Annotated in this window: 9 protein-coding genes and 1 riboswitch; all 9 genes read left to right on the top strand. The window is 57.9% G+C overall.

Features of this window, described 5'->3' with window-relative positions; genetic code table 11:
* Window positions 1–49: 49 nt before the first annotated feature.
* The 9 genes from ACKWMY_RS18805 to ACKWMY_RS18765 all read left to right on the top strand — a co-directional run bounded on the left by ACKWMY_RS18805 (window position 50) and on the right by ACKWMY_RS18765 (window position 16,660).
* Window positions 50–1,150 carry an ATP-binding protein gene (locus tag ACKWMY_RS18805; protein ID WP_409486815.1) on the top strand — a complete coding sequence of 367 codons (1,101 nt, stop codon included), beginning with the start codon at window positions 50–52 and terminating at the stop codon, window positions 1,148–1,150.
* Between the two features lie 12 nt (window positions 1,151–1,162).
* Complete coding sequence (locus ACKWMY_RS18800) at window positions 1,163–3,547, top strand: DUF5682 family protein (protein ID WP_409486814.1); 2,385 nt, start codon at window positions 1,163–1,165, stop codon at window positions 3,545–3,547.
* Complete coding sequence (locus ACKWMY_RS18795; RefSeq protein ID WP_409486813.1) at window positions 3,547–4,671, top strand: VWA domain-containing protein; 1,125 nt, start codon at window positions 3,547–3,549, stop codon at window positions 4,669–4,671. Before ACKWMY_RS18800 ends, ACKWMY_RS18795 begins: the two co-directional genes overlap by 1 nt.
* Window positions 4,668–6,722 carry an SWIM zinc finger family protein gene (locus ACKWMY_RS18790; protein WP_409486812.1) on the top strand — a complete coding sequence of 685 codons (2,055 nt, stop codon included), beginning with the start codon at window positions 4,668–4,670 and terminating at the stop codon, window positions 6,720–6,722. Before ACKWMY_RS18795 ends, ACKWMY_RS18790 begins: the two co-directional genes overlap by 4 nt.
* A 33-nt stretch (window positions 6,723–6,755) precedes the next feature.
* Window positions 6,756–6,852, top strand: a riboswitch (yybP-ykoY riboswitch).
* A 162-nt stretch (window positions 6,853–7,014) separates the two neighbouring features.
* On the top strand, window positions 7,015–8,031 hold the full coding sequence (locus tag ACKWMY_RS18785) for a sodium:calcium antiporter (RefSeq protein ID WP_083196373.1): 1,017 nt from the start codon (window positions 7,015–7,017) through the stop codon (window positions 8,029–8,031).
* A gap of 191 nt (window positions 8,032–8,222) precedes the next feature.
* Entirely contained in the window at window positions 8,223–9,389 is a 1,167-nt protein-coding gene (locus tag ACKWMY_RS18780) for an efflux RND transporter periplasmic adaptor subunit (RefSeq protein ID WP_409486811.1), read from the top strand.
* Window positions 9,386–12,562, top strand: a complete 3,177-nt coding sequence (locus ACKWMY_RS18775) for an efflux RND transporter permease subunit (protein WP_409486810.1) — start codon at window positions 9,386–9,388, stop codon at window positions 12,560–12,562. Before ACKWMY_RS18780 ends, ACKWMY_RS18775 begins: the two co-directional genes overlap by 4 nt.
* Window positions 12,559–14,028 carry an efflux transporter outer membrane subunit gene (locus ACKWMY_RS18770; protein WP_409486809.1) on the top strand — a complete coding sequence of 490 codons (1,470 nt, stop codon included), beginning with the start codon at window positions 12,559–12,561 and terminating at the stop codon, window positions 14,026–14,028. The genes ACKWMY_RS18775 and ACKWMY_RS18770 overlap by 4 nt, the downstream gene beginning before the upstream one ends.
* 76 nt (window positions 14,029–14,104) lie before the next feature.
* Window positions 14,105–16,660, top strand: a complete 2,556-nt coding sequence (locus ACKWMY_RS18765) for a heavy metal translocating P-type ATPase (RefSeq protein WP_409486808.1) — start codon at window positions 14,105–14,107, stop codon at window positions 16,658–16,660.
* Window positions 16,661–16,705: the final 45 nt, after the last annotated feature.

Below are 16,705 nucleotides of genomic sequence, written 5' to 3'. Positions count from 1 at the left end.
ATCCCGACGCATGTCGGGATCGTACCGCCTACCAAGAGAATCCATCCCTATGTCTGAACAACAAAAAATGCAGCGGCCACCAGCGGAAATTCAATATGCAGAACAACTTGCCCTGTTGGCAGAGTTGGATAATCAGCCGCGCCCACCGGGCTGGGCACTTAGCCTGAATGCCGCTCGGCGCTTTATTCTGGGTGACGAAAAGTTAGGCATTGAGCGTAAAATTGTCGCCGACGTGGCCTCGATTGAGCGGATGCTGGTCACGCTGGCGACTGGCCGAGGCTTGATGTTGGTTGGTGAGCCGGGCACGGCCAAATCCATGCTGTCTGAACTGCTGGCGACCGCCATCTCCGGCACCTCCAGCCTGACGATCCAGGGCGGGGCATCGATTACCGAAGATCAGATCAAGTATTCATGGAACTACGCCATGCTGATCAACGAAGGGCCTTCGCTGAAAGCGCTGGTTCCGGCACCGCTTTATCAGGGCATGCGCGACGGCAAAATCGTGCGTTTTGAAGAGATCACTCGTGCACCATTAGAAGTGCAGGACTGCCTGCTGGGTATGTTGTCCGATCGGGTGATGACCATCCCCGAGCTGAATGATGACCATAACCTGCTGTATGCGCAGGAAGGGTTCAACATTATCGGCACCGCCAACACCCGTGACCGCGGGGTGAACGAAATGAGTGCCGCACTGAAGCGTCGCTTTGATTTTGAAACCGTATTTCCGATCATGGATTTCCAACAGGAACTGGATTTGGTGGCTACGGCGTCAAACCGGCTGTTGGAAAAGAGCGCCATTCCTCACACCGTCCCCGTTGAGGTGCTGGAGTTACTGGTCACGACCTTCCGCGATCTGCGCGGCGGTGAGAAATCAGCGGGTAAAAGCGGCGACAGTGCCATGGATCGGTTAACCGCCGTGATGTCGACCGCCGAGGCGGTGAACGTGGCCCATGCGGTGGGGGTACGGGCATGGTTTTTTGAACAGCGCAGCGGTGAGCCTGCCGATCTGGTGGAGTGTATCGCCGGGACGGTGGTCAAAGATAATGCGGACGATCGGGCGAAACTCAGGCGCTATTTTGAGCAGAAGGTCGCGAAAAAGCCCGGTAACCACTGGCGGGCCTATTACCAAGCCAGACACCGTTTGCCTTAAAGGCGCTGCGTAATGAATCAATCACCGGAAATCATCGGTATCCGCCACCACAGCCCGGCCTGTGCCCGGCTGGTAGCGGCGAGAATTAACACGCTAAAACCGCGCTACGTGCTGATAGAAGGGCCGATGGACTTCAACTCCCGGCTTGATGAGCTGTTTTTGCCCCATCAGCTGCCGCTGGCTATCTATAGCTATGGCGTGCCACAACAGCCTGGACAGGGCGTGCGCAGAGGTTCCTGGTCACCGTTTGCCGAGCATTCTCCTGAGTGGCAGGCGCTGCAGCAGGCACGAGCTATCAAGGCGGAAATACGCTTTATGGATCTGCCGGCCTGGCATGCTGCGTTTGCCGATATTGCCAACCGCTACGCCGATTTGGCCGATGCCGAACAGCAGCAACGGGCCGAGGATTTTGAACAAACATTGAGCCTGGAACTGGGTATTCAGGGGCGCGATGCGCTTTGGGATCGGTTATTTGAAGATCGGTGCGATGTGCAGGAGCTGGAACAACGCCTAAGCCTCTATTTCGAACGGTTACGCGGAGAGGTTTCCGGCTCGCAAGGCAATCAGGCTCGTGAAGCCATGATGGCCCGCTGGATCCGCTGGGCTATGGATCAACAGAACGGGGCCGTGTTAGTGGTATGTGGCGGCTATCACGCCCCCGCCTTGATGAAGCTGTGGCAAAACCTCCCCAGTGAAGATCATGAGCCTGAGCTGCCCGCTTTAAGCCAATGTTTTGACGATTGGCAAGGCGACGCGCAATACACCACCGGTTCTTATTTGGTGCCCTACAGCTATAAACGGCTGGATGCTTTCACTGGCTATGCTTCCGGTATGCCGTCACCGGCGTTCCAGCAGTGGGTGTGGGAATTTGGCCTGGAGCAGGCGGGGCTATACGCTTTCCAGCGCATACTTGAACGGCTGCGCAAGCTTAACCTACCGGCGTCTACCGCCGATATGGGCGCGGTGTATTTACGGGTTCAGGCACTTGCGCGGCTGCGGGGCCACCAGTTGCCGTTACGCAATGACTGGCTGGATGCCATGGCCGGTTCGCTGGTGAAAGAGGCGATGGATGTCCCGCTGCCGTGGACCTATCGCGGTCCTTTACGGCCAGGAACCGACCCCATTCTGGTGCAGATGATGGCGGTTTTAGCGGGAGAGTCGCACGGTAAACTTGCGGCCAATACGCCACGTCCGCCGCTGTTGATTTCGCTGGAGCTCGAATTGGCGCGGTTGGCGATTACGATCCCCTCGGAGGTCAAACTCGACCTGCTTAAACCGGAAGATCGCCAGCGCAGCAGAGCCTTGCATCAGTTAGCGATATTGGCGATCCCTGGCATTCATTGCCTGAAAGGGGTTGGGCAGGCCATGTCGGGCGAAATGAGCGAACACTGGCAGCTTCGAGCACCGCTTGAGCAGGTTGCAGCGCTGATTGAGGCAGCCTCCTACGGCGCCACGCTGGCCGATGCCGCACTGGCCAAGCTGGAAGAGGCCCTGCTGGATCTGCACGGTAGCCAGGGGATGGTGGTAGCGCTGGTTAAATTACTGAATCAGGCGGCATTGGCCGGGCTGGCGGATTTCAGCAGCCGGGTAGTAGAACAGCTCACTGCGGCGGTCAGCCAGGAAGGGAACTTTGAAGACCTGGGGTTAGCGCTCGAAGTGGCCCACACGCTCTATCGCCACGGTGAAAGCGTAGGTATGCAAGGATCAGCGATCTTGTTGACGGTGATCCAGATAACTTTCGACCGCGCACTATGGCTATGTGAAAGCTATGGCAGCGTGAACCCCGTCGACAGCCATCGGCACATTGTGGCATTTCAGGCGATCCGTTTGGTGACGCGGGATCTGCTCGCGCTGCCTGATGCCGACCGCAATACGTTATTTCCCGCGCTGGAAGCCGATCGCGCGCTCACCGTTTGGCAAAGAAAAGCCGCGTCTACCGATGCCGATCCACTTAGCCGTGGTGCGGCATTGGGCGCATTACTCAGCCTGAATGACACCCAGCCTGATACCACATCGCCGATCGCACAGCCGTTAGCGCTGCTGGCCACCCTGGCAACCAATAAAATGGGCGATGCGCTCAGCGGATTGATTGCGTTGGCGCGCCACCAGTTGACTCAGGATATAACCTTTGTTGACGGCCTGAACCAGTTGGTTAGCGCACTGGATGATGAAGACTTCCTGCTGGCCTTGCCAGCGATGCGCGGTGCATTTGCCTGGCTGCCACCAAGGGAGCGCGGTGAGTTTGCCCGCCAGATACTGGAGCTCCATCAGGCGAGTCATCTACCGATTTCGTCGTTAAATCGCGAAATTACTGCCGCAACGCCGCAGGAGATTGCGGCTATGCAACAGGCCGAAAAGCGGGCACTGGAAATCCTTGGCCAATGGGGGCTGGCGTAATGGCAAATCAATTAACTCCAGAATTACAGCGCTGGCGCTTGCTGTTAGGCGAAGCCGCCGAGGCCTCGTTGGGTGAATTAGACGATCACTATCGCTCAGTCGATAGTGCACTTGAATGGCTGTATGGACGGGATCCGGAGCGTTTGGCTCGCGGTGAGCGCGGAGCCAGCCTGGGTAAATCCAACCTGACCACGCCTGAGTGGATTAATGAAATTCATCAGCTGTTCCCGAAAGAGGTGATTGAGCGGCTGGAAGTGGACGCGGTTGAGCGCTACGGCATTGACGATGTGGTCACCAATCTTGACGTGCTGGAACGTATTGAACCCTCGGAAGCGTTACTGAAAGCGGTGTTACACACCAAACACTTGATGAACCCGCAGGTATTGGCCGCCGCACGCCGATTGGTGGCGGAAGTGGTTCGGCGGATCATGGAACGCCTGGCACGTGACGTGCGCCAGTCATTTTCCGGCAGCCGTGACCGCCGCAGCCCCTCGCAGGTCAAGGTGGCGCGCAACTTTGATTTTAAACGCACCGTTGGCAATAACCTGCACCGCTGGAGCCCACAGCACGGCAAGCTGTTTATCGAAAACCCGGCGTTTATGAGCCGGGTTAAACGCCATAGCGAACGTTGGGATATCATCCTGCTGGTAGACCAGAGTGGCTCGATGGTGGATTCGGTGATCCATGCCGCAGTGATGGCGGCCTGCCTGTGGAATTTACCAGGCATGCAAACCCGGCTGGTCGCCTTTGATACCGCGGTGGTGGATTTGACCGCAGACGTCAGCGATCCGGTTGAACTGCTGATGAAGGTACAGCTAGGTGGCGGCACCGATATCGCCAAGGCGGTGGGCTATGCCCAGTCCTGCATCACCAATCCCCAGCGCACGATCGTGGTAGTGCTGAGTGATTTCTTCGAGGGCGGCAGCGAAAGCGAACTGGTTCGGCGGGTGCGTACCTGCATTCAGGCCGGAGCCAAAGTGTTGGGGTTGGCAGCGTTAGATCACCAGGCCAACCCACAATACGATCGTGACATGGCTAACCGGCTGGTCGCGGTCGGCGCACAAATTGGCGCCATGACGCCCGGCGAACTGGCGGCCTGGCTGGCTGAAAAGGTACAAGGATGACTCAACGTTCCGATTTACTCGAACTCACGCCGGAAGCCCTGATGGCGTTAAGCAACGCGGGTTTCGTTAAGCGCGCACAGAAAGAGGTCGCCGAAGGAAAACTGCCTGAACTGACAGAGCGTAACGATGGCTGTATTGATGCCAAATTCAGCGACGGTAACCAAGTCACTTTTCCGCCAGGCAAAACCTTGCGGGATGCGGCCTGTAGCTGCCCGGCCAGCAGCATGTGCCGCCATCGGGTCACGCTGGTCCTGGCCTATCAGGCGTTACATGCCACTGGGGTGCCCCCAGAAGCTGACGATGCTCAGCCGCAAGAACCTGCACCGGCTTGGTCCCCGGCCAGATTTAGTGAACAGCTTGGCGATGTCCCGCTCTCGGTTATTAGCCGGGCTAAAAAGCTGATCCAGAGCAGCGTAGTGGTGCAATTGAGCAAAGGCAGCGGGGCGCAAGCCACTCCGTCAGCGCGTTTACCGATGTGTGACGTGCGATTTTTCTCCCGCAGCAGCCTGGCTCATGCACGCTGTGACTGTATTCAGGAGACGATTTGCGAACATATTGTGATGGCGGTCTGGGGTTTTGAGCAGGCCGAACTCAACCAGCCAGACTTTGAGCAGTTAACGCTGCAAATCAGTTTGCCTGACGGCGAACAGGCGCAGGCAAACGCCTTATTCGACCAATCAGAAGCAGTGTTATTACAAACGTCGTTGGATAAATTGCTGCTCAAGCTGTGGTCGGACGGCAGCAGCCAGCCTGAGACGGCCATCAAACCCCTGATGGCAGAAGTGAGTCGCCATGCCCAGCAGCTTCAGTGGCGCTGGATTAGCGAAAGCCTGGCGGATATTCAGCAAGGGATGGCCGATCAACATAATCGTTCAAGCCGCTATCATCCGGTCGAATTCTTGCAGCGCATCAGCGGGCTTTCCGCTCGGTTGGTCGCGGCCAGGTGCATGGACCAACAGGCGCAGCAGCAGACCTTACCACGCCTTCCGGCGGCTGAAATTCTTGGCCTGGGCGTCAAAGGTGAGATCCAGCTGGAACATCTGAAACTGGTTTCGCTCGGTGCGCGTTATTGGGCCGACGAGCAGCAGGAAGGGGTGGATCTGATCTACATCGACCCGGACTCCCAAGCGCTGATGGTGATCGAACGCCAGTGGCCTAGAAAGAGCGATCCACAAGGCGTGGCGACGCCGATAGGCAGCCGCAGGATTGCCGGCCACCCGGTAAAAAAACTGGCGGCCTGCCAGGTGATCACCAATGCCGCCAAACGCCGGGCAAACGGAGCGTTGGACATTGCCAGCGGTAAGCAATATACCAGCGTATTGCCGCTCTCTGCCCGTGCGTGGGAGCTGCTGGGGGAACCGCTCAGGCAGCCTGATGCGGCAGCGCTGAAGCGTCATCTCCAGCAGGCATTGCCGGATTTTGTACGCCCCAGACAGCCGATCGAGCAGCTGCATATCTTACCGGTTAGCGAGGTGCTCGACTGGTGCTGGGACCCGGCCTTACAGTGCTTGCAGCTTGAACTCTTAAGCGGAGAGGCGGGTGATGATAATTTGGTGACAGTGTCACTAAATTACGATAGTGCTGCCCCTCAGGCTATCGAGGTATTGGCCAGGGCAATGCTCACGCCAGCAACTCCGCCACGGTTGATTTCAGGCAGGGTGAAGATCGCGTCAGGCAAACTGATTATCGAGCCGTTAGCCGTCGCCAGTGACGCCCAGATATTCTCGCTGTGTGCCGATGAGGCTGAGCCTTTCCCAATGGAGCGCCAGGCCGATCTGCAACAGCGCTCAGGCATGCAGCAAGCGTTGGCAGACACCGAAACGTTGCTGGCTCAGTGGTTACAGCAGGGGATCCGGCATCAAGGAGGGCGCGGGATTGAGCGGGTGGAAATCCTGGCCGAAGCGCTAAATGGCTATGGCCTGGTGCAGCTGTCTGCATGGTTAAACGAGTTACCCGAGCGTATTCGCTCCAATAACCACACGCAATTAGTCCAGCGGTTGATGACGATTTATCAAATGCTGCGCCTGGTGAAAGACCGGCAGAGTAATTGACTTTGACAGCGCCATGACAGTTCGACTAAGCTTGCCCCACTCATTTGGGGAGTAGCCTTCCTTCATCATGAAGGAGGATGTGTCAACATACTCAGCAACTTGCTGTGGCACATCCGTCGATCAGATTGGCGAGACCATAGGGGTAATATTTCTTTTGGATTGGACGAGGAATATTACACCATGGTTTGCTACGTCCAGTCGGTATTTCCATAATGACCCTTTTTTCTGCTTTAATTTCACATAACCTCAGCAAAAAAACCGCCCAAAAGCTTTGCGAATTGAGGGCTAAAGGATGACGCTGTCATTTTTCCAGCTCGCAATATCTTTAATCATCATATTGATTGCCTCTGAAATTTTCACCAATGCTCTGGAACACCTTGGCGAAAGGTTGAAGATCTCTGAAGGGGTAACCGGTTCGCTTTTTGCCGCCATTGGCACCGCCTTACCTGAAACCATGGTGCCCATTTTGGCCCTGGTTGCCGGCACGTCGGCCGCTAATGTTAACGAAGAGATTGGCGTGGGGGCAATATTGGGCGCGCCGCTGATGTTGTCTACGCTGTCGGTCTTTTTGATGGCGCTGGCCGTGGTTAGACGGCGGGGCATTAACGGGTCAATCACCCCAGAGCCCACGGGGTTTATACGGGATACGCATTTCTTCCTGCTGGCTTTTGTGTTAGCCGCAATTGCCTTGTTCATTCCTGTGGAGATGAAAATAGCCAGAATGGGCGTCAGCGTGTTGTTGGTCTTGCTTTATGTCACCTATATTGTAAAAACCTTACACGCTTCGAAAAAATTAGTGGCTGAAGGCAATGGAACAGCGGCAGATAACGTCATGTTCTTATCCCGAGTGGGATTGCCCACCACGCTATTTACCATCATCCTGCAAACCTTAATGGGTTTGGGCGTATTGGTAGCAGGGGCTTTAGGTTTTATAGACGGTGTTGCCGCAGTATCGGAAAAGCTTGGCATTTCGGTGTTGTTGCTGTCATTGATTATCATTCCTATAGCTACCGAATTGCCAGAGAAGGTGAACAGCATTCTATGGATACGCAAAGGAAAGGATACTCTGGCATTAGGCAATATTACCGGCGCAATGGTTTTCCAAGGCACGATATTACCCGCCATCGGTATATTGTTGACGCCGTGGCAGCCCCGGCATGAAGTGTTGATCGGGGTGTTTATTACGCTTTCATCGGCATTTTGGCTGTGGATCAATGCCAGAAACAAAAAGCTGAAAGTGTGGATGTTATTTATTAATGGGGCTTTTTATTTCGCTTATATTATCGCCTCAATCTCATTTAGCGGCTAAAACAATAGAATAATTAACCCTCCTCAAATACGACTGCAGCGGCCATTGGAGCCGCTGCAGTCAGCGTGACTGTGCTCCAACTTGGTCGCTCATTGCCTGCCGTAAAAAATACTTGACCTTCCAAACGTGACAAGCCGGATAAAGGCAGCCTGCCAAACCTACTGTCGACAATCGTCGCGAAAGGTATACCGATGCAAGTCAAAGCTATAACCCTGCTCACTGCGGCGATAAGCGCCGCGTTCATTATCTCCGGATGCAAGGAGGCGGTGCCTTCCGGCGCAGCTGCCAAACCGCCTGGCGTTCCTGTGGCCGAAGTCGTCGTGCGCCCGATAACGCCTTTTGTGGAATTCACCGGATCGCTTACCGCGGTCAAGCGGGTTGAACTTCGCCCACGGGTCGCGGGCTATCTCCAGGAGGTCACGGTGCCCGAGGGGCGCTTGGTTAATCAAGGAGACCCGCTGTTTCTCATTGATCCTCGGGAGTTCGTAGCCGCAGTGAACGTTGCCAAAGCACGCCTACGCGAGGCTGAAGCGGCATCGCTACTCGCAAAGGCGGAATATACACGAGCCGAGAAACTGTTCGCGCAAAAGGTCGTCGCGCGAGCATTTCTTGATACCGCCACCGCCGCAGTGAACGCAGGCAAAGCCCAGGTGGATGCCGCCAAAGCCGCGCTGGATGCTGCGCAACTGGATTTGAGTTTCACCCGCGTCACCGCCCCCATCAGCGGACGTGTCGGCCAAACCCTGGTCACTGAAGGTAACTATGTTGCCAGCGGTGTGACTCCGTTGACGACCATCGTCTCGATCAATCCGCTGCATGTCTATTTTGATGTCGACGAACGCACTTATTTACGTTCGCTAGCCGCTGACAGAACCAATAAAACCTCAGAGGCGGCCGAGGTAACCAAAGTCATGGTGGCGCTGATCGCCGACAAGACCTACTCGCGGCCCGGTCGTGTTGATTTCCTCGCCAACTCTGCCGATCGCAGTACCGGAACGGTGCGGGTACGTGCGGTGGTGGACAATCCTGATGGGCAATTAACCCCCGGTCTGTTCGCCAAAGTCAAATTGGAGACTGGCGCACCGCAGCCCAAGGTGCTGGTTTCTGACCTGTCGATTGGCACCGACCAGGGCAGCCGCTATGTGCTGGTCGTTGGCAAAGACGATACAACAGAATACCGGCCGGTCGAACTTGGCCCGATAGCCGATGGAATGCGGGTGATCGAACAAGGTCTGCAAGCGGGCGAGCGCATCGTCGTCAAGGGATTGGTTCGACCAGGGATGCAGATTACGCCACAGTCCGCGACGATTGACGGTACGCCTATTGCGCTGCCGCAAACCTCAGGAGGCGCGCAATGAGCTTTCCACGTTTCTTCATCGATCGGCCGATCTTTGCCATCGTGCTCTCGGTGCTGATGGTGTTGGCTGGCACCGTTGCCTTCTTCCAATTACCGCTCAGTGAGTATCCGGCCGTGACGCCGCCAACCGTGCAGGTAACCGCCTCTTATCCGGGCGCCAACCCCAAGGTGATCGCTGAAACGGTGGCCGCGCCGCTCGAACAGGCAATTACCGGAGTAGAGGGCATGTTGTACATGTCGTCGCAGTCGGCCACTGATGGCCGGATGATCCTGACCGTAACTTTCGCCCAGGGAACCAATGCCGATATGGCGCAGGTTCAGGTGCAAAACCGGGTCGCCCGTGCGTTGCCGCGTTTGCCTGAAGAAGTACAACGCCAGGGGGTGGTTACACAGAAAACCTCGCCAGACATTCTGATGGTGGTGCACCTGCTATCGCCAGATAAGCGTTACGATCCGTTGTATATCTCCAATTTCGCCTACCTGCAGGTGCGCGACGAGCTGTCCCGTATTCCAGGGATCAGCGACGTGCTGGTTTGGGGAGCGGGTGAATACAGCATGCGGCTGTGGCTCGATCCAAACCTGATCGCAGCACGGGGGCTGACGGCTGGCGACGTGATAGCCGCGGTACGTGAGCAGAACGTACAGGTGGCGGCGGGTTCGGTCGGCCAAGCTCCTAACTCTACCGCCGCCTTCCAGGTGACGGTGAACACCCTCGGGCGGTTGACCGATGAAGAACAGTTCGGCGATATCATCATTCGCACCGGTATTGATGGCCAGGTGACACGCCTACGGGATGTCGCCCGCATCGAGATGGGTGCAGATGCCTACGCTTTGCGCAGCCTGCTTGACGGTGAGCCCGCCGTGGCGCTGCAAATCATTCAAAACCCGGGAGCCAACGCGCTGGACGTTTCGCAGGCAGTGCGGGCCACCATGCAGCGGCTTGAAGGCAACTTCCCGGCCGGGCTCAGTTCACGCATCGCCTATGATCCGACGGTGTTTGTTCGGGCTTCACTGGAATCGGTAGCTACCACGCTGTTGGAGGCCATCTTCCTGGTGGTGATCGTGGTGGTGCTGTTCCTGCGCAACTGGCGGGCTTCGCTGATCCCGCTGATGGCCGTGCCGGTATCACTTATCGGTACCTTCGCCGTAATGCATCTGATGGGGTTCTCGCTCAACACCTTGTCGCTGTTTGGTTTGGTGCTATCGATTGGTATCGTAGTCGACGATGCGATCGTGGTGGTGGAAAACGTCGAGCGGCATATCGAAAATGGTGAAGATCCCCCGCAAGCCGCCAGGAAGGCGATGGACGAGGTCACCGGGCCGATTATCGCCATCACCTCGGTGCTCGCCGCGGTGTTTATCCCTACCGCCTTCCTCAGCGGTTTACAAGGCGAGTTTTATCAACAGTTTGCGCTCACTATTGCCATCTCGACCATTCTGTCGGCGGTGAATTCGCTCACGCTCAGCCCGGCGCTTGCCGGTCTCCTGTTGCGGCCACGTAAGGTGGGGATCACTCATGATCCTGGCAGCCTGCGTGGTCGTGTCGAACGGAGGTTTGAGCGGTTGGCCAAGCCTTTCCAACGCGCACCGGACGCCTATGGCAACACGGTCCGCAAGGTTGTGCGGGTCAGCGGCCTGGCTCTGGTGGTTTACGCTGGGCTGCTTGCGCTGACCTTCTTCGGCTTCAAGGCAGTACCGCCGGGCTTTGTCCCCATGCAGGATAAGTATTATCTGGTTGGCATTGCCCAGCTTCCCAACTCCGCATCACTGGATCGCACCGAGGCCGTCGTTAAGCAGATGTCGAAGATCGCACTGGCGGAACCCGGTGTTGAAAGCGTTGTGGCATTCCCGGGGCTTTCAATCAACGGTTTTGTTAACGTGCCAAATGCCGCCGTGATGTTCGTGATGCTCGACCCATTCAAAGATCGCACCACGGACGACCTCAGTGCGATGGCAATCGCCGGGCGCTTACAGGCCAAATTCGCCAGCATCCCCGACGGTTTCCTTGGCGTATTTCCGCCACCACCGGTGCCAGGACTGGGTGCAACCGGTGGTTTCAAAATGCAGGTTGAAGATCGCGGTGGTGCCGGGCTGGATGCGCTGGTTCAGCAAACTCAGCTCCTGATGCAGAAAGCCAGCGGAACGGGGCAGGTGGCCGGGCTGCTCACCAGCCTTGACGTCAATGCACCGCAGCTCGACGTCAGTATCGACCGCACCCAGGCGATGAGCCAAGGCGTTCGTCTGGCGGACGTTTTTGAGGCACTCCAGGTGTATCTCGGCTCGCTGTATGTCAACGACTTCAACCGCTTCGGCCGCACCTACAAAGTCACGGCTCAGGCCGATGCGGATCACCGCATGCAAGCTGAAGCCATTGGTCGGCTGCAAGTGCGCAATGCGGCCGGGGAAATGCTGCCGCTGTCAGCGTTTGTCACCGTTACGCCAAGTTCCGGCCCGGATCGTGTGATGCATTATAACGGTTACCCCTCGGCGGATATCTCCGGCGGTGCTATGCCGGGCGTCAGTTCCGGACAGGCGGTGGCGCTGATGGAGCAACTGGCGCAGGAGGTGCTACCTGAAGGCATGAGCTTCGAATGGACCGATCTCACCTATCAACAAAAGCTGGCCGGAGACTCGGCGCTGTTTATCTTCCCACTCTGTGTGCTGCTCGCTTATCTGATCCTCGCCGCGCAGTACAACAGCTGGCTGCTGCCCCTGGCGGTATTGCTGATCGTACCGATGTGTCTGCTGAGTGCGATCGTGGGTATCTGGTTGGTGGGGGGAGACAACAACGTGTTCGTTCAGATTGGGCTGATCGTGTTGGTGGGACTGGCTGCCAAGAACGCCATTCTTATCGTTGAGTTTGCACGCAGCCTCGAAGCCAAAGGCTCGAGCGCACTTGAGGCGGTTATCGAGGCTTGTCGACTGCGGTTACGGCCGATCCTGATGACCTCGCTGGCCTTTATTGCTGGCGTGGTTCCGCTGGTGTTGGCCAGTGGTGCAGGGGCGGAAATGCGCCACTCCATGGGCATTGCGGTGTTTGCGGGCATGATCGGCGTGACGCTGTTTGGCTTGTTCCTGACTCCGGTCTTTTATGTGGTGATGCGTGGCCTTGCCGCCCGCGTCGAGCATTATCGCTCAGCATCAAAACAACGCATCAAGGGGAGCCAGCCATGAGAGATCGCTATCAAACTGTGCTGCTTCCTCTGAGTGCGCTGTTCTTGCTGGCCGGATGCTCGGCGGTGGGTCCTGACTATGCACGACCCTCGTCGCCGCTGCCGACCAACTTTGGTGAGCCAACTGCCGGGCTCGGCTCTGGGGCCGTCGAGGTTGAGTGGTGGCGTACTTTCGACGATCCGGCGCTAACGGCCTTGATCCAGCAGGCATTGGCAGCGAACCATGATATTGGCATCGCGGCCATGCGGCTGGAAGAGGCCAAGGCCATGCTGCGGGAAGATCGCCAGAGCTTCCTGCCCAGCGGCGGCCCCGCGCTTAGCTATGAGAACCGCCGTTGGGGAGAAGTGGAAATTTCACCCGACCAGCCGCGGCAACGCGAAAGCTATCGCGGAGCCATCGATGCCGCTTGGGAACTCGATCTGTTTGGGCGCGTGCGGCGTTCGGTGGAAGCTGCGCAGGCGCAAGCTGGCTCCCGCGAGGCGTTACTGCGTGAAGTGCAGGTGAGCGTCATTGCCACGGTGGCCGCTACCTGGTTCGAATTGCGCGGTCTCGAGGCCGAAATTGCCGTTGTAACCGACATCAGCCAGAGCCAGCGTGAAAGCCTGAAGCTGGTTGAACAGCAGGTCAACTCCGGTTCAGCCAGCGAGTTTGACCGACTGCGTGCCGAGGCGCTGTTACGTAATGTTGAGGTGGCCATGCCTGAGTTGGAACGCCGTCGGGCGGCAAGCACCAACGCATTGGCCATCCTTCTCGGCACAGTACCTCAGTCGTTCAGGCCGCCAGCAATTGTGCCGTTGGATGATTCGTTAGCTGTGCGAACCATCGCCGTGGGCGATCCCGTATCGCTCCTCTCGCGGCGTGCCGACATCGTGGCGGCGGAACGGGACCTTGCTGCGGCTACCGCCCAGATTGGCGTCGAGACGGCTGCGCTCTATCCCGAGATCCAGGTGCAGGGATCGCTCGGCTTTGTGGCAGGGAGTCTTGATGCGTTGAACGGTGCCGAGGCGCTTTCAGGCTTTATCTTGCCGGTGATTCGCTGGTCGCTGCTGGATATTGGCCGCACGCGCGCCCGGATCGCCGCCAGTGAAGCCCGCAGCAAACAGGCCTTGATCGGCTATGACCAGGCCGTGTTGCGCGCCTTGCAGGAAACGGATAATGCCTTTAAAGCCTATGGCGCTGCGGGCAGCACGCTTGAGTTGCGCCTGCTAGAGTCTGCGGCCAATCGCGAAGCAGCGCGTCTGCTCCAGGTGCGATTTGCCGAAGGTGACGGTCTCTATCTGGAGGTGCTCGATGCCGAACGAGCTCACTTTGCCAGCCAGCGCGCGCTGGTCGTCGCACGGACTAACCAGCAGCTTGCTATTGTCAGCATCTATAAGGCGTTGGGCGGCGGTTGGGAAGTCTGTACTCAGACGGAACGCAATTGTAATGGGGCCAGCGGTATAGCCAATGCCCCCCTACAGAACTGATTGCTAACAGGCCTTGACCTTCCCCTGGTGGGAAGGTTTAAGCTTTTTGTTACCGAAACTTCCCAGGAGTAGAACCATGGCTTCCGTTTCCCTCCCATCAGGTTCCAATCAAGCGGCTCGTCTGAGCCTGCCGGTCGAAGGAATGACCTGTGCATCGTGCGTTGGCCGTGTTGAGCGCGCACTAAAAGCCGTTCCCGGCGTGCAAACGGCCACGGTCAATCTTGCCACAGAGCGGGCAGATGTCACCTTCAGCGGCGTGGCCGATCCACAAGCGGCCGTTAGTGCTATCGAGAGCGCCGGTTACGCTGTACGAGAAGAGACCACTGAACTGGCGATCGAAGAGATGACCTGCGCATCCTGCGTCGGAAGAGTTGAGAAGGCGTTGACGCAACTTCCAGGCGTCCTCTCAGCCAGCGTCAACCTGGCGACCGAGCGTGCGCGGGTACGGCACCTCGCCGGGGTTGTCTCCACCGCTGACCTTGAAGCGGCGGTTGTGCAGGCGGGTTACAAGGCCCGTCGTTTGTCTGCTGAAACGGAGAATGTAAACGATCAGGATACCGAACGCCGCGAGAATGAAGCGCGTGGCTTGCGCCGCTCTTTGCTGATTGCGGGCATTCTCACTTTGCCGGTCTTTATCCTTGAGATGGGCTCGCACCTTATTCCTCCGATGCACCATTGGGTGCAGGGCGTTTTGGGTGAACAGACGAGCTGGTATATACAGTTTGTACTCGCCACCCTGGTGTTGTTCGGCCCGGGCCTGCGCTTTTTCCGTAAAGGTATCCCGGCGTTGCTGCGTGGGGCTCCCGATATGAACTCGCTGGTGTCGGTGGGTACGGCAGCGGCGTACGGCTATTCGGTGGTGGCGACATTCATTCCCGAGGTATTGCCTAAGGGAACCGCTAACGTCTACTTCGAAGCCGCCGCCGTCATCGTGACCTTGATCCTGCTTGGGCGCACGTTGGAGGCTCGCGCCAAGGGGCGAACGTCGCAGGCCATCAAACGGCTGGTCGGGCTTCAGGCCAAGACCGCGCGCGTTGAACGCAACGGCGATACCGTTGAGATCCCGCTTGATCAGGTGACCACCGGTGACGTGGTGTTCGTTCGTCCAGGGGAGAAGATCCCAGTCGATGGCGAGGTCGTCGAGGGGGCATCTTATGTGGATGAGAGCATGATCACCGGTGAACCGTTACCCGTATCGAAGGGCGTAGGCGCTGCCGTTGTGGGTGGCACCATCAACAAGACCGGTGCTTTCAGCTTCCACGTCACCAAGGTCGGGGCCAATACGGTGCTGGCGCAGATCATCCGCCTGGTTGAGGAAGCGCAGGGCTCCAAGCTGCCGATCCAGGCGCTGGTCGATAAGGTGACCATGTGGTTCGTACCGGCAGTGATGGCTGCCGCCGCGCTGACCTTCCTGGTCTGGCTGATCTTTGGCCCGGAACCGGCACTGACCTTTGCGTTGGTGAATGCAGTTGCGGTACTGATTATCGCTTGCCCGTGCGCCATGGGGCTGGCTACGCCGACATCAATTATGGTCGGTACCGGGCGTGCAGCTGAACTTGGCGTGTTGTTCCGCAAGGGGGAAGCTTTGCAGGCGCTGCGTGACGTGAGCGTTATCGCCCTCGACAAGACCGGCACCTTGACCAAAGGACGCCCAGAACTCACCGATCTCGTTCCCGCTAAAGGTTTTGAGTACAGCGAAGTGCTGGCTCTGGTGGCGGCGGTTGAAACCCGCTCTGAGCACCCGATCGCCGAAGCGATTGTGTTGGCCGCCAAACAGCAAGGCATCACGCTGGCCCCCGTTGAAGGCTTCGACGCCGTGCCGGGCTTTGGCGTAACGGCCAAGGTTGATGGCAGGGTGGTCTCAGTCGGTGCGGATCGCTTCATGACGCAGCTTGGTCTTGATGTGGCGAGCTTCAAATCTGCCGCCCAGCGCCTGGGCGAACAGGGTAAGAGCCCGCTCTATGCCGCTATCGACGGTCGTTTAGCGGCGGTGATTGCGGTTGCCGATCCGATCAAGGAAACCACGCCAGAGGCTATTAAGGCGCTGCACGCGCTGGGCCTCAAAGTGGCGATGATCACCGGCGACAATGCGGCAACGGCGGCAGCGATCGCCAAACAGCTCGGTATTGATGAAGTTGCGGCAGAGGTGTTGCCCGATGGCAAGGTTGCTGCGCTGAAAAGGTTCCGAGTCAACGGGGCGCGAGTGGCCTTTGTGGGGGACGGTATCAACGATGCCCCGGCGTTGGCGGAAGCGGACGTTGGGCTGGCTATCGGTACCGGTACGGATGTGGCTATCGAGGCGGCCGACGTGGTGCTGATGTCTGGCGACCTGCGCGGGGTGCCGAACGCTATCGCGCTTAGCCAGGCGACGATCCGCAACATCAAACAGAACCTGTTCTGGGCCTTTGCCTACAACGCGGTGTTGATCCCGGTGGCGGCGGGCGCGCTTTATCCGTTGAACGGCACCTTGCTTTCGCCGATCTTCGCGGCGGCGGCGATGGCGCTCTCCAGCGTCTTTGTACTCGGCAACGCGCTGCGCCTGAAGCGCTTCCAGGCTCCGATGACGGTTGAGTCCTCCAGCAGAACGGCGGAAAGCGGGGCGGAGATTATCCCCGTTACCGCAAGTAAATGACCGATGTCGGGCCATGGTGACATCCCTCACCCTAACCCTCTCCCA

This window comes from Serratia sp. J2 (genome assembly GCF_046269175.1).
GTDB classification, from domain to species: Bacteria; Pseudomonadota; Gammaproteobacteria; order Enterobacterales; family Enterobacteriaceae; genus Chania; species Chania fonticola_C.
Note: the sequence above shows the minus strand (reverse complement) of the source record. Positions and strands in the feature narration are given on the sequence as shown.